The organism is Sphingobacterium sp. GVS05A, assembly GCF_019969845.1.
In the GTDB taxonomy this organism is placed as follows: domain Bacteria; phylum Bacteroidota; class Bacteroidia; order Sphingobacteriales; family Sphingobacteriaceae; genus Sphingobacterium.
In genome coordinates this window covers 253,236-269,758 of record NZ_JAHXYR010000004.1, presented here as the reverse complement: position 1 = coordinate 269,758, position 16,523 = coordinate 253,236, and the positions used below count along the sequence as shown (strand labels likewise).

The following is a 16,523-nucleotide window of genomic DNA, read 5'->3' as shown; positions in this document are numbered from 1 at the left end:
TAAAACAGCTATATTTGTACTATCATAATTTAGGTTTATAATTGGTTATTGAAGGTTTTCATTCTCCCCGTTTGAAAACCTTTTTTTTCTGAATTGTCTGTTTTCTATTGGCCAGAAAGAACCTTCAATTGATTTTCATGACTGTTGGTGCTTGTGAGCCCTTAATTATTTTTAACACTAAATTTCTCGATATAGGTACGTGGACTTTCTTTATAGAATTTCTTAAAGGTTTTACTAAAATATTTTGGATCATTGAAGCCTACTTGATAAGCAACTTCGCTAATACTCAATCCACTATTATTCAACAGTATTTGTGCGGCTTTTTTCAAACGTACCATATTGATAAATTCAACCAGGTTCAAACCAGTTTGCTGTTTTATCTTACGGTATAAAACTGATCGGCTCACGCCTATTGCCTTCGTCAGCTCCTGCACACCGAAATCCTCGCAGCCTAGGTTTTCCTCCACAATACGCAATACCTGATCCAAAAAGCGTGTTCTTTCGGTAGTCTCTATCCCCTGTCCTCCCAAAAGATAATTTTGAACAAATTTTTCCTCCAAACGTTTTCTCGTCTGTATAATGTTTGATATTTTCTGAATCAAATGTGGCATACTGAACGGTTTGGTAATATAATCATCAGTTCCCACTTCAAAAGCCTCGGTGATATATGGGTCTGCGGTTCGCGCCGTCAATAAAATAACCGGAATGTGATTCGTGCTATTATCATTCTTTATTTGTTGCAACAGTGTTATACCATCACAGTTTGGCATCGTCACATCTGAAATAATAATATCCGGTTGTCTGGCGTGGACCAATGCCAGGGCCTCGTTTCCATCGTTTGCTTCTAAAACCACATATTTCTTGCGTAAGTTTTCGCAAAGAAAACATCTCAGCTCGACATTATCTTCGGCAACAAGAATAATCGGCTTCTCATCTGCTGTCCGGTCATTTTCAACTTCCACAAACCCTTGATCGTCGACCAATTGAGCAGACTGTTCAGAGACATTCGTTTCTTCAATTCTACTTAACATATCGGTTGTAAATGAAGTATCTATATGTACATTCTGTTGCGGCAGACTGATCCGGAAGACCGTATTATAGGCTAAAGGTTCTGCGGCCATATTACTTTCAACAGTTAACAATCCTCCATGTAAATGGATAATGGACCTTGACAATGCAAGTCCTATACCGCTACTTGTAGCGACAAAACCCTCGGTGTTTGCCTGATAGAATTGTTCAAATACAAAGGGTATATCTTTTGCGGGGATGCCTCTACCGGAATCCCAGACCGAAACAAGTAATTTAGCCGTATCGTCATTGCCCTCAAGTTCTACTTGTACTTTTATCCGTCCCCCCTTATCGGTAAATTTAAAGGCATTGTAAATCAGATTGACAAGCACTTTCTCAAACTGCTCAGGGTCAAAATATGCCTGGTAATCGGTGGAAATATTATTCTCGAGAAAAAACTGGATATTATTCTTCTCTGCTATAAAATGGAAGTTTAATAAAACGTTTTTAAGATATTCGGATACAAGAACTTTCTGACTGTGCAGTTCCATTTTTCCGCCTTCATGTTTTCGAAAATCAAGTAGTTGATTGACCAAATTCATCAAGCGATCAGCATTTCGTGTGGCGTAGCCCAGATGTTCCTGTGCATAGTCAGATAGCGAATGATCCGTTTTCAATTGATTCAATGGTCCTATAATCAAAGACAGGGGTGTACGGAATTCATGCGAAATATTTGTAAAGAAATTCAGTTTGGCTTCATGCAGTTCCTCCTGCTTCTCGGAAGCAATCTTTCGGATCAAAAGGTCACGTTTTAGTTTATTTCTACCATGAAAAAAACGGATAATTAAGAACACAATAAAACCCAAAATCAAGAAATAACCTGTATAAGCCCACCATGTTTTCCAAGGTGCTGGGAGAATTCTTATTTTTAAAACCCGCGCCTTTTCATTCCAGATGCCGTCATTATTTGACCCTTTTATCCAGAGTTCATAATTCCCCGGATCCAAGTTCGTATAGGTAGCGACTGGATTGGTTACATAATTCCATTCCTGATCAAAACCTTTTAAATAATAGGCATAGTTATTTTTTTCAGGATGAACATAATTCAACACACTGAATTCAAGACTGAATACATTCTGATTGTGATCTAATACCAATTCATCCATCATGGATATGTCCTTGGGGATTACACCATCTATTCCGGGTCTAACAGTACGATTAAACAATTTAAGATCCGTAAACTGTATCGGTGGAACATAGCTATTGACGCTAAGACTGTCTGGATTGAATAGGGTAAAACCAGAAAAGCTACCAAAAGCAAATTTTCCGTCCCGCAGTATGGTGGCTGCATTTTGAATATATTCATTACCAGGCAAACCATCCACTTTTGTATAACTTCTAACACTTCCTGCTTGCGGATCGAAACAGGTAATCCCTGTGTTTGTGCTTAGCCACAATTTGTTCTTTAGATCACTCAGAATACCAAAAACATTATTGACTGGAAGGCCATTTTGTTCATTGAAACGTTTAAAGGCTTTCTTTTCGGGCAGATAGCGATTTAAACCTCCCATATAGGTTCCAATCCAGATTTGTCCTTTTCTATCTTCGTGAATACTAATAATATCGTTACCACTGATCGACAGCGAGTCTTTTTTGTGATTCAAAAACGATATGAACTTATCGGTACCTGCTATTTTAAGATTTAGTCCATTAGAAGTGCCGATCCATAAATTACCTCTGGAATCCTCCATGAGTGCTCTGACCATATTAGAGCTCAACTGTTTACCCGCAACGTTGAAGGTCTGGAAATAACCTGGTTTTTTATTTTTCCGCTGTACCTGCAAACCGCCACCAAATGTTCCGATCCAAATATCACCCTGACGATCCTCCAACAAAGCATACACGTTATTATTAGCAAGCCCATTTGCCACATTTGGATCAAAACGAAAATGCTCGTAAACCTGTTGTCCTTTACGTCTTAAATTTAATCCACCATCATAAGTGCCGACCCATAAATTACCCTCCCGATCACGGCAGATAGACTTTACATTATTATGGCTTAGGCTACCCACATTACTCTTATCATGCCGTTCATTAAAAAATGAACTCGTATGTCGGTTGAAATAATTTAATCCACCACCCTCTGTCCCAATGACTAGCTCGCCATTTGGATGCTCTAAAAAAGCACTGACAACATTGTAGCTCAAGCTATTTCGTCGAGATTGATGGGTGAAATTTTGGAAATTGGGGATATCTTTATCGTATATATTAATCCCGCCAAAATAAGTACCGATCCAGATAGACCCTCTTTTATCCTGAAATATTGGCCGAATAGAGTTGTTACTCAAACTATTGGGATTGTTATCATCGGCCTGTATAAATAATATTTTCCCGTTTCGGTATAAATAAAGGCCATTGAATGTTCCAATCCAGATGCTCCCATCGTCAGCCTTCTTCAAAGAGCGTACATCCTGGTTTGCCAAATTTGCAGCAGGACTGTCATCAGTATTCAAAGAAGATACTTCTCCTGTATTTTCATTGATTATTTTTATTCCGTTGTATTTTGTTCCTACCCAAAAAACACCGGGAGCAAATTCCAGAACGGCCTGAAATCGTTGATTTACTTTATTAACCAATCCTTTCTGATTGAAATAGGTCCGCAACACTTTTAATCTATTACCATCCTTGGAAGCTGACTGCATCAGCACAATTGCATCATCGGTGCAAAACCACAATCTTTTCTTCCCGTCCTCGTATATCGTTCTAAAATTTCGAAAATACGAGCGGCCATTGCTTCCCTCAACCGTAATTTCATTGAAAACAAGCTCCGCCTCCAAATCAGCACCTTCTTTTATCCGATATAATCCAACATTTGTAGCAATCCAAATTACACCATTTGAATCTTGGAAAATTTGATGCACATTCACTTCTATTTTCCCACTTGTGTTCTCAACGACTGGCAAAGGAATACGCGTAAAATTATCTGCATTCCTATTGTATAAATTAAGGCCGCCTGTTGTCCCTACCCAAAGTCGCTGTTTCTTGTCCTGGGTAATTGCTTGTATAAAATTATGTTCCAGGGAAAGGCTATCCTGCGGATTGCTTCTATAAATTGTAAACTTATGTGCATCATATTTATTCAGGCCATCACGGGTACCAATCCACATAAAGCCCAGGTGATCTTGTTCGATAGCAAAAACACTCCCTTGTGATAAACCTTCGTTTACATCAAGATGTAAAAAACGATAGTTCTTCTCCTGTGCATTAGAAATAGAAAGGGCAAACAACGTACTAAAAACCCAAAGTATACAAATACGTAATGGCATCATGAGGAATATAATTGAAATTGGATACGATAAAAATAATCATTCCATTCTATAAACACCAATAGTTATTTATTTAATCTATCGTTCAATTGTTGCTCATAAAGTGACTCTAAGAGCAATTTTTTATTTTGATTTTCCCAAAAACCGGCAGTCCTGTCTTTAAACCGACCATGATTGTTTTTGCCATTCACCCCTATTGCAAAATTTTGCCCCGAAGCCCAAGGTTGTTGTACGGCCGCACTTTTGACTTTGCAATTCCACAATACCTGTGTTACGCCGGCCCAACCGTGTCCACTCCCCCAGTTACCGCGATCCTGAACATTAATCTCGCCATCGGTTGTAATCTGATCGTACAGGGTGCCTACTGCCCAACGATGATGTGGTCCAATATCCGCATGGGTATTCGTTGCAGTGGACATGCTAAAAACATTTGGCCCCAAAGTTCTTGCTCCCGTGACATAGTCATGCCGCCCTTCTGTGGTATATAATTGTCTAAATAAATTGAGTTGACCATTGTTATTGAATGAATACCTACGTCCCCCGGTAATTTGAGATTTGGGATCCAGGCATTTCGAATTGATAACGGATGTTTGTTTTGCGAAGGCACCCAAGCTTACTGCCGCATAACCAAAATAGCGTGCCGTAATGTTGCGTACCCATGCATTCTCAATTTTATCAAACTCAATAGCTATCCAAGCATGGTTTTCGTCTGTTTCGTTGGCAAATTCGGATTCAAAACGTAGATTTTCAATCCCCACTTCCTGAATACGTCCCGCAAACTTAAATGGAACGACAGAGACTTTACCAAACTGCGGATCTATAGCCATGACAACTGGATTATCTAAAAACAGCGTGTCTCCACTAATGGAAGAAATAACACGTTCAAATTTTAGTTTATATTCCTTAGTTGTCCATTGTTTTGTTCCTTCCCTTGCTATTATTTGATCCATTTTGACCGCTTTAATCCACGCCGCATTGAGTTCATAAGAAAGGAGTACTGATGCCCCTTTCTGAAAATCACGACTATCGTCGACAACGACATACTTACTTCCGACAGGTATATATATTGCTTCAAGCATTTGTGCTTTAGCCTGATCTTCGACATAGTTTCCGTCACCAGAAATTTTCAATAAGCTACGTTGTTGCTTTCCCGTGGCACGCAATAAGGTTTCACCTTCCGCATCCCCCTCTCCTCTCAACACAATACCACTCGATTTGATCAGTAGACTTCCAGGTATATTGTAAATTCCTTTTTTCAGCGTTATCGCCCCTCTATATCCGTTTTTATCAAGGGGTTTGTTTGAGATTTCATCGATGGCACGTTGTATCATCTGTTGATCAGTTCCATCTGCTGTAGGATGTAACGAAATAGCGCTGGCTACAGTGGGGAGCTGTCGATTTCCTTGATGATAACCAACCCGACTGAAATCAGGGATGATATTTCCCCTATCATCCGGAAAATAGATGAGTTTACCCTCGGGGTCTTTTCGAACCAGGCTAGACTGTGCCCGTCCCGAACGCAAGTTTTCCTCCCGAAGCAAGGCTTCTAAAAAATAGTAATCTGCGTAACTTAATGGCTTATCTACTTCGGTATTGGAGGGTTTTGATCCTGTACTATGCAGTAAAATAAACCCTTTATTTTTATTTGGAGGGGACATATAGTGGTCAATCAGATTAGACATTATTGTCTGCGCTTTGCTCAAATAGTCTTTTCCCTGATTGCTGAATGTACTCAACTCCAATAGTCCCGACGCAATCACGGTGGCAGCTGAAACATCCCTCGGTTCATTCGGGATATGAGGTGCATCGAAATCCCAATAGGGGATTAAATCCTTAGGCATACGTGGATGGCCAAAAAGCCAGTGTGCGACCTTTTCGGCTTGCTGCAGGTATTTTGGATCACCGGTCTCACGATAGCACATGGTATAACCATAGAGTGCCCATGCTTCTCCCCGAGCCCAGGTAGACTCATCACTAAATCCTTGATGTGTATTTTTGTGCTGTACTTCACCTGTCGCAGGATTATAGTCAATTACATGATAGGTGCTATAGTCCGATCTAAAATGATTCTTCATCGTTGTGTTTGCATGACTTACAGCGATATGATAATAGCTAGAGTCCCCGGTCAATTTTGTTGCTTCAAAAAGCAATTCCAGATTGAGCATGTTATCAATAATGACCGGAAAATCCCAACGATGGCTATTATGATCCCAAGAACGGATGCATCCGACCTTAGGATTAAAGCGTGTTGCCAAAGTTTTAGCGGATTGGATAATGACATCCCGATAATGTGCATTGGCTGTAAGACGATAACCGTTACCAACACTACAGAAAATCTTAAAGCCCATATCATGGGTTTTCCCATTATACTGTTCGCCTTCTATACCTCCGGTCAATTCACCCGCCAGTTCTTTCCATTTATGTTTTCCGGATTTCTCGTATAAATACCATAAAACCCCAGGATAAAAACCACTGGTCCAATCGCCACGTTTAACGGCCACCAACTCGTTATTTTCGGAGAGTGTACGTGGAGATGCTAATGTAGAATCAGCTTTTTTTAGCACCTGTAGCTCTTTATAGAGCAATTGCGACTGTCGATCCGCAAGATCCCAGGCTTTTTTCAATTGGTTTGCGCTCTGCGCTTTTGTTTCCTGAATGCCACAAAAGATAGTTGTCAAGCTCAGTATCGAAATAATAAATCGTCTTTTTGGGATAAAACGATTCGAAACATCTCCATGTTTTGACAGCAGCATATTCTTATTGAAAATCATATTACATTTAGGTTTGTTTAAGTAAAAGGTTAATTGGTAAGATTTATAACTGGATAAAAATGGTCTTCCAGCATTACAACCATATTAAAGGATTACGGATGGGCAAGTTGCGAATGACCTCTTCCTCCTTGGGATTATGATCCAGCTCAGCCCAAAGTTTCAGATAGCTGCTGTCTTGGTAAGCGGTTGCAGCAAAGATAAGAGCAGGTTGAGCAATAGGCCATTGCTCCCAGTACATCACGTCTTTTTGATAAGGCCATTTGTTCTTATCACTGATATAAGGTATCATAAAATCCACCCCTTTTTTGATTGTACGTCCATCGGGTAACGTATATCGCCATAGCGGTTCATTTGTTGTAGACAGGATATGGCAGATCATGGTCATGGCATCTAGATTAAATAGTGAATATCCAAAGGGCTTGGTCCGTTGGAGCTCTCGGGGAAAGCTACCATCTTTTTCCATCTGGCTGGGTAATAAAATTTGCTGGTAGCGTTCAGCACACATCTTGAGCAAAGCTGTATCCTGCACTAGACTGGCAAAGGATGCGACCTGCATAACCCAACAGGAGCCATGATTGTTTGCTGCATTCATTTCGTCTTTACCGTATTGGTGTTCAGTCAACCAGCGCAGATATGTTGCAAACCAACGATGGATGGCATCCTTGGTTGACTGTGGAAAGTTTGGATCATTTTCGAGCACTTTTACGCCCTGTGCCACTTCCATTAAATGAATGGTATCAATAATACCTATACCGCGACCTGTAAATCGCCCTTGTACAGCTTGGGCATACAGCAGATTTGGATTCATCATCGTCTCCGAGTCGACAAACCAAGCTTGCAAATGAACCAACGCCTGCTGCACATATTTTTTATCCGGATTCAAACGGTAGGCCGAAGCTAGGGCGCCGATAATTTGGCTAAAACGGATCATGGCTTTTCGATGGGCAACAAAGTTGGCTGGATTACTCATACCATCCCTTTGGACATAGGGGGCACTCGCATCCATTGGATCTGGCCACCAATAGTCGCCTTCCGAGTAAAAGTCATGAATAACACCGCTACTTCGAGCTGCAGGGTAAGCCGTCACGGTCAGGGGCTTTTGCTTCATGGCCCATTTTGATTGCTTTTTTATAATAGGACGCAAAACCGTTACGATTTTACTCTTGAAAGATCCATTGGGTTCATTCGCCCCAGCAAACAGGGGGAGCAGCACAATCCCAATAAATGTGCACGCTAGTCTGAAGATTGATTTTAAATTCATTTCCTTAGATTTTTATGAGCTATATCGGGATAATGCGGTACTCCTTGCCCTTGACTGTTTGAAATTCAATTTCAAAAGTTTCTTTGGTTGATAAAGGCGATAATTTTTCGCGGTCAAGGATATGGTATTTCAATGAACTTGGTTTGTATAGCAATTCATTTTCAGCCCCATTGACTTTATTCCCATTCGTTCCAATTACTTTCACTGGCATAGAGGTCCGCAACTTGCATATTCCACCTATATTGGAAACGATGCGCGTCTGTTGCAATTTATTATCCTTCCAATCGATGTCTACCGTAAAGTTTCCCCTGGCTTTAATTCCCTTAATATGCCCTGTCGACCACTCATCGGGCAGCGCTGGCAATAGATGAATAGCACCATCGTGGCTTTGCAAAAGCATTTCAGTCATTCCGGCCGTTGCGCCAAAATTGCCGTCGATCTGAAAAGGAGGATGTGCATCAAATAAGTTTGGATAAGCACCACCACCGCTCATCTGAGCGCGATCCAGTTTGGGATCAATAAAGTTCAGCGCATCCTTAAGAATTTTATAAGCGTGGTTTCCATCCTGTAATCTTGCCCACCAATTTGTTTTCCATGCCATCGACCAACCTGTACTCACATCACCGCGCAAAAGCAGCGATTTTTTTGCCGCAGCGGCCAATTCACTATTTTCTGTAACGCTAATCTGGTTACCAGGATAGAGTCCAAAAAGATGCGAAATATGTCTATGCTGATCTTTGGGATCATCCCAGTCTTTAAACCATTCTTGCAGTTGACCATATTGTCCAACCTGATAGGGATATAATTTTGCACTCGCCTGTTCCAATGTCGATTTAAACTCAGGGTCGATCTGCAGTACATCGCAAGAGCGAATAACCGCAGTAAATAACTCGCGGATAATTGCCATATCCATCGTGGATGCCATGGTCAATTGATATTCCTTTCCTGCTATTTTAATTGTATTTTCAGGCGATGTAGAAGGATTTGTTATCAAATATTTATTTTCAGGATCAGCGATCAGCCAATGTAACATAAACTGAGCCGCCCCCTTCATCAGTGGATAAGCTTTATTTTGGAGAAAAGATTTATCTCCTGTAAAGCGATAATGCTCCCACAAATGTGTGCTGAACCAAGCTGCGGCCATTGGCCATGCAGACCATCGTGGCATACCTTTAGGGTCCCAGTCATACCCTCCCGGAGGAGAGGTCTTGGCCCACAGGTCCGAATTATGGTGAACTACCCAGCCTTCCTTTATGTTGTAATTTACAGCGGCAGTTTGCGCTCCATTGACCGCCAGTTCCTCCATAAAATCAAATAGTGGCTGATGGCATTCGGACAAGTTGGTATTTTCTGCCAGCCAATAATTCATTTCGGTATTGATATTCGTGGTGTAATTACTTCCCCAAGGCGGCTGTACATGATCATTCCAAATCCCCTGTAAATTGGCGGGTCTTCCACCTTGTCTCGAACTTGCGATCAGCAGGTAACGTCCAAAATGATAATACAAAGTCAGTAAATCCAGATCTGTAGGACCTTTTGAAAATTGCATAATCCGCTGATCGGTCGGTAAATTTGCATGTGTTGAAATTCCAGCCAGTTCAAAATCTACCCTGTTAAACAGCGATCTGTAATCCTTCTGATGATCAGCAAGCAGTGTTGTAAAGTTTTTTACTGCAACCTGTTTCATTAAACGGTTAACTGTCGCCTTTACATCTTTTCCAGCTTGGCTCGGCGATTTGTCGAAACCATTAAAGCTGGTCGCTTCTGTCAGTAATAATAGTACCTCATCAGCACCAATGATACGAAGCTTATCCTTTTCTTGCTGTACCTTCCCTCCTTTTGCCTGTACTTTAACACGCATTTCGAAAGTCATCCCCTTTCCCTCAATGCTATCGTAAACCACCTGTTTAGGTTCGTAATCCCGATTGGCTACAAAACTGGGGGCTTTACCCACAAGGGTCAGTACATCGTTGCCGAGTGCTGAAACGGTACTTTTCAGTTTACTGGTCATGGACAGATCCAAAGTGATCGATTTAGCTTTATTTGCTTTTAAGCGAATGATCAATGCTTTGTTGGGGTAGCTGACAAAGCTCTCTCTTTGATATTGAACACCTTGATAAGTATAACTTACCGTACTTACCGCCCCTTCCAAATCCAAATCTCTCCGGTAAGCTTTTACCTCTTTCTCCTCTTGATGAAAATCCAGCCACAGATCACCCATGGGTAAATAACGTGCTGAATAAGGGCCTTGCATTTTCTTCCAGAGAACAGCAGCCTCTTCATATTTCCCAGCTAAAATAGCTTCACGTACTGACGGTAAAATTTGCGGACCATTGGGGTTGTTTCCAGCCTCAGGTTCGCCCGACCACAGGGTATTATCATTAATCTGAAAACGATCCCTGCTCACCCCGCCAAAGACCATTGCTCCTGTCGTACCGTTACCCAAAGGTAGTGCCTCCTCCCAATATGCAGCAGGTTTATCGTACCACAGTTGGCGCTTCTTTTGTTTATGTTGTGCATGACCACAGGTAACAGTGGCCATTATCCCGAGCAAAAGAAAAAAGCTCAAATTAGTGTTTAATTTTATCATCTCACTATTTTTCAATTGTCAACAAAGTACTTTTTGATTCGTCCATCCGTCCGGACACAACTGCTTTTCCTGCGGATAAGCGAAGCCGTATCAGGGCTCTTCCATTGTATGCCTGTACTTTTCTCGCGCCTATCGATGTTCCCTGATCAATGATCAGCTCACCATCTCCTGTAGCATCAAAATAGATCCAGTTTTTAGCATCCAGACAAGGAATACCATCTTTATCCAGTAACTTGGCCTGCACCGTTATGATATCATCTTCCCGTGCAATTTCTTCAACCTGTAATTTCGCAGGTTTGCCCCACCGCTGTGTCTGATACACTTGTTCAATCTGATCTGTCATAAGCTCCTTCCCATTTTTGGTAACAGCTTTGATTTGATTTTTTCCCTCACGTAACTTCACCATCCAACGCAATCCGGCAGCGGGAAAATCTTGGCTATTTCTTTTCTTTATCCCCTGACTTTCGCCATTGACAAATAGTTCGACCTCTTTCGCATTGGAATATACTTTGATCATCTTTGCCTCATCCGCCCCGCCCCAACGAACAGGCCAAGAGTGTCCGTAGATATGAAGCATGGGTTTTGAAGTCCAATACGATTGAAATACGTAATAGGATTCCTTCTTCGTAAAATCGCGTTCGACAACACCCTTCTGGTTGACATAGGGAACCGGATTATCTGGACGAACAGGTGTTGAGAAATCTTTAAAGGGCCAATATGCGGTACCCGTAAGCCAAGGCATGGTTTCTTGCTCCTTGAGGTGCCAATCGATCAAATTACAGATATAGCTTTCACTCCAGTCACCATCCTTGGAAACTCTTGCAGCGCCACCCACGAGGGATGCATCGCCAGCCCGTTCATCGGTGGTACCATCGCCTTCTATTTTGGCTAGTGCCCGATCCGGATCCTCTGCATGGCGACGAGCATGACTATCTCCGCCCCATTCCACATGAAGAAAATGTTTGACCTTTTTCATTTCCTCTGCCGAGGCCGTTTTATAATCTGTATACACTCCACGATACCAACCAGCCCAGATAGAGGGTGAATACACATCAACAATATCTTTACAAAAGTCACAACGTCGTATGGCCGTCTTTCGACTGGGATCCAATTGGTGGGAAAGTAAATGCAATTCACGCATAAATGTCCTGATTTTCTCTTTGTCGAATTCGGGAAAATCGCCGGGCCAATCATTTTCATTACCGAGCCCCCAAATAATGATCGAAGGGTGATTATAGTGCTGCTCAATCATATTTGTCAACATCCGTTTCCCTTGTTGCTGATAGATTTCACCGCCCAAGCCACCGCGACACCAAGGGATTTCCTCCCAAACCAAAATACCAAGACTATCACAGGCTTCGAGTACCCTGCGGCTTTGTTGATAATGACCCAGCCGAATGAAATTGACGCCCATCTCTTTCATCATCGTCATTTCCTGTAAAATCTGTGCATCTGTCATGGCCGCTCCTACAGCAGCATGATCTTCATGACGATGCGTGCCCCGAAGCAAAAGTCTTTTCCCATTTAATAAAAAGGGACCATTATCTTTAAATTCTACATGCCGGAAACCAAAAAGACTCTCTTCTTTAAATGTCTGTCCATTGCTTTTGACGATGGTTACCAAACGATACAAAGCGGGATGATCTGGGCTCCACAATTCGGGTTTTTTAACCGTTAATTTTCCAAAGTCAAGAGATCCTTCCACCGAACGAACAACCGGTGTCTGACTCAGTAGCAATTTACCCGAAGGGTCATAAAGCTGTGTTTCGACATCAAAATTTGAGCTGTTGGATTGTGTTAAAAGGCGACCACGGATTTGCAATACCCCCTGTTTTCCATCTGCATCCACTGTAGGGCTAACAAAGACTTTTTCTAAAGCCGTCTGTGGTACATATTTCAAATTCAGATGGCGATAGATACCTCCATATAGGTTAAAATCGGATAGGTCTGAGGGAATCATTTCGAGGTCACGCGAGTTATCTACCCGAATTGAAACCGGTATCTTCCCTTTAAACTGTGTTTTATAGGCTTCGGTTTTTTTAAACTGTTCGACGGCCTCAGTAATATCTACTGTCCATTCGTCATAACCGCCGACATGTTCCCCAACCTTTTGCGTATGGATATAAACCGTAGACTTTTGTCCTGCACCTTCAAAATGAAGCAATGTACGACCATTTGGATAGGGGTTTTCAATGGTTAATGTCTTTCTATACCAACCTGGGCCCTGATAATAATTGACAGCTGGATCAACAGCATCTAAGGCATTGTAACAATGAGGCAAACTAACGGTTTGCCATAGTGGAACGGATTCAGGATTGCCCGCCCCAACCGGCCGTACAGCTTCCCAAATCCCCCCAAGATCGCTCTTCAGAAAGTCCCATTCCCTGTCGATTCGCTTTGATTCCTGAGCCTGGAGCTGTAAAGCGCCAAATCCCAATAGCAATGCAAGTATTTTATAAAACTTATTTTCCTTTATCATTAAATATGGTTTCTTTTCTTAATCTTTGGATTCAGCTTATTCATCCAAGGCTCCGGTTTTCATTTTCTTTGCTGTGGCAATCTTATCTCTTTCTAGTTTTCCAGCCAACTCAATTTTGATCACAGTTGCGACAGGATCAATTGCCTGTTTTGAAACGTCAATTTTGATCGTATCAGACTGAGATTTCACTTTAAGCGTCTTACCATTCGCTAAAAAACTAGCTTTTAAAACTTTATTTTTTACTGGAAGAACGACCGTTCCATCTTGAGGCCAGTCAAATATGGTCAGGTAAAGCAGGGTCTTGTCGCCCTGTTCCTTCATGGTGCATCTTCCCCACTCAAAGGGTTGCAAAGGACTGCTTTTGGTTGCATAAATTGCTTCACTGTTGATTTTCATCCACTTGCCTATCGTCGCCAATCTGTCTATGCTTTCCTGTGGAAAGCTTCCATCTGGTTTCGGGCCGACATTGAGCAAATAATTCCCGCCTTTTGATGCGATATCAACCAAATTACGGATCAATGTTTCTGCCGACTTCCATTTATGGTCAGACGTACGAAATCCCCAGGTTCCATTCATAGTCATACAAGTTTCCCAATGCTTTCCTTCCAACTCGCTCCAATCTGGAATTTTCTGTTCTGGCGTCTTTGTGTCCCCCGGAAAATTTGGTCTTTTCAAACGATCATTGGTAATAATATTGGGTTGCAGGCGCAGTTGTTCATGTAGCATGCTCGCAGCTTCATCAGTCATATTTGTTGGTGTATCCCACCACAAGACGGAAATATCACCATAATTACTCAAAAGTTCTTTCACCTGTGGTACAGATACATTTTTGATATAGTCATCAAAACTCGCAGTTTCTTGCTTTGGGTCCCAATGGCCTTTATGCGCTAAGGTATAGGCATCTATTTTAGCCGAGTCCGGATTGGGCCAGCCTTCTCGCATTACCTTTCGTGCTGCCGAACCTCCAGGGTTATTCCAATCTTGCGCTTGTGAATAGTAGAAACCTAATTTGACACCATACTTTTTACAGGCGGCGGCCAAAGGCTTTAACAAATCTTTACCATAAGGAGTCGCATCGACCATATTCCATTTGCTGGTTTTGGTTTCGAACAACGCAAAACCGTCGTGATGTTTGGCTGTAATAATGAGGTATTTCATGCCGGCATCTTTCGCCATTCGCACCCATTCGTCGGGATTATATTGTATAGGATCAAACTGGCCTGCCATTGCCTGATATTCGTCAACTGGAATTTTTGAACGGTTCATAATCCATTCCGCTCCACCCCGAGCTTGTTCATGACCACGATAGACACCGCAAAATTGTGCATATACGCCCCAATGGATAAACATACCAAATCTGGCTTCCTCCCACCATTTCATCCGTAGACTATCAGGTAGCTTATTCTCTTGCGCCATTGATGCGCCACTTGATATTCCTGAGACCAAGAGTATCAGGAATAGTATTTTATACATCTTGAGTTTAGTTTTCATGCCTATAATGGTTATATTTTAGAAACCTTTTGTCTGCGTAAATTTATCATTTCCCAAACTTTTAGCAATATCTACTTCGGACTGTGGCACAGGCCATAAAGTATCCCGCTCAGCAAATAAGCGCATTGCACCATCGGGATCTTTGGTTTTGTCCATGACTTGTTTTATAAGTCCCCAACGTTTTAGATCAAAGTAACGCTGTCCTTCCAGAGCCAATTCAACACGTCGCTCGTGACGGATAATATCGCGAAATTCTTCTTTTGTCAATCCGGAACTAAATTGCAGCAAAGGCATTTTCACATCTGCACGGGATCGTACCTGATTCAATGCATCGACGGCTGTTTGCTCAGGTCCAGCACTTTCGTTTTTTGCTTCTGCATACATCAGCAAAATATCCGCGTAACGAAGAAATACCCAATCTTGATCACTTTGTGTAGCGTAGCTGGTTGGCCATTTGGCTTCATTGATATATTTCCTGGGCAAGAAGCCCCCCTTAACATCCGCTGCTACAGGATCAAAGGCGGAAGAAGCTGTCGTTCCACGCCATACCCCTTGATAGATAATAGATGCCTTCAATCGGGGATCACGGTTTTCATAGGGATTTTTCGCATCATATTTGGCAGAGGTACTGATATCCTTGCCATCAATACAATAATAGGAATCAACCAGATACCCCAGCGGCTGTACCGTCATTAAATAGGAATACATCATATCTGCAGGGCTATACATATTAGGTGGTAGAAAACGCGCTGAAAACATAATTTCAGGATTACTATTTTGACCAGGTTTTCTAAATAAATCCCTATAGCCACCTTGATAGATCGAAAATTTGTTTTCATCCATCACCATCTTTGCTACTGCAGCAGCTTCAGCCCATTTTTTATTTGTCAATAATACTTTTGCTTTATATCCGAGTGCGGCACCCCTGACAGCATGTCCTTTATATGCGGTGTTTGGCAACTTTTCAATGGCATAATCAAGATCTGCTAAAACAGCCTCTAAAACTTTGCTTTTTTCAGTCCTTCCCAGTCTAGCGCTGGCATCATCCAAACCTAGTGGCTCAAGTGTCAGTGGCACATCACCATAAAGATTAGTCAGTAAAAAATAATAATGCGCACGAATGAAACGGGTTTCGGCTTTATAGCGATCCCGATCCTGCTGGCTCATGCTGGTGATACGGTCTATATTGGCAATCAATTTATTACAGGCTGCGATTGCTTGATAGGAGATTTCATAACCTTCCGCTTGCATACCGCCTGTCGTTGAGGTCAATCCACCTCTAGAAATTGTATTAAAATTATTGGATGTGCTTGATATGAATGCATCATCGGATAAGCCGTCCCAGAACATGCTTGCCCCACCCCAGCCCCCCCGGGCATTGGAAGAAGATGTAGAATTATATCCTCTACATAAGAATTCATACACGCCCGATAGTGCAAGGTCTGCATCCGCTTGAGTTTTCCAAAAAGTAGATTCAGGTATTTTATCCGTTGGGTTTTTATCTAAGAAATCTTTAGCACAACTGCCCAGCGCTGTGGTAGCCGCCAAACAAAAATATAGATATGTCTTTTTTAGTTTAATTTTCATGATCTCATCA

At 41.9% G+C, this 16,523-nt stretch carries 7 protein-coding genes; all 7 read right to left on the bottom strand.

The window, feature by feature from the left end; genetic code table 11:
- Positions 1-161 precede the first annotated feature (161 nt).
- Positions 162-4,337: a two-component regulator propeller domain-containing protein gene (locus LC454_RS11655; protein WP_223582521.1), complete on the bottom strand. Its 4,176-nt coding sequence runs from the start codon at positions 4,335-4,337 to the stop codon at positions 162-164.
- 62 nt (positions 4,338-4,399) lie between these two features.
- The gene (locus LC454_RS26530) at positions 4,400-7,105 is read right to left on the bottom strand and encodes a glycoside hydrolase family 88 protein (RefSeq protein WP_317196259.1); all 2,706 of its coding nucleotides are present in this window, start codon (positions 7,103-7,105) and stop codon (positions 4,400-4,402) included.
- Positions 7,106-7,178: 73 nt separating this feature from the next.
- Positions 7,179-8,366 (bottom strand): alginate lyase family protein, encoded by a 1,188-nt coding sequence (locus tag LC454_RS11645; RefSeq protein WP_223582520.1) that lies wholly within the window; start codon positions 8,364-8,366, stop codon positions 7,179-7,181.
- 19 nt (positions 8,367-8,385) lie between these two features.
- Complete coding sequence (locus tag LC454_RS11640; RefSeq protein ID WP_223582519.1) at positions 8,386-10,956, bottom strand: glycosyl hydrolase family 95 catalytic domain-containing protein; 2,571 nt, start codon at positions 10,954-10,956, stop codon at positions 8,386-8,388.
- Positions 10,957-10,960: 4 nt separating this feature from the next.
- Positions 10,961-13,435: a glycoside hydrolase family 2 TIM barrel-domain containing protein gene (locus LC454_RS11635; RefSeq protein WP_223582518.1), complete on the bottom strand. Its 2,475-nt coding sequence runs from the start codon at positions 13,433-13,435 to the stop codon at positions 10,961-10,963.
- A 36-nt stretch (positions 13,436-13,471) separates the two neighbouring features.
- Positions 13,472-14,926, bottom strand: a complete 1,455-nt coding sequence (locus LC454_RS11630; protein WP_223582517.1) for an alpha-L-fucosidase — start codon at positions 14,924-14,926, stop codon at positions 13,472-13,474.
- An 18-nt stretch (positions 14,927-14,944) separates the two neighbouring features.
- Positions 14,945-16,513, bottom strand: coding sequence for a RagB/SusD family nutrient uptake outer membrane protein (locus LC454_RS11625; protein WP_223582516.1), 1,569 nt, complete (start codon positions 16,511-16,513; stop codon positions 14,945-14,947).
- Positions 16,514-16,523: the final 10 nt, after the last annotated feature.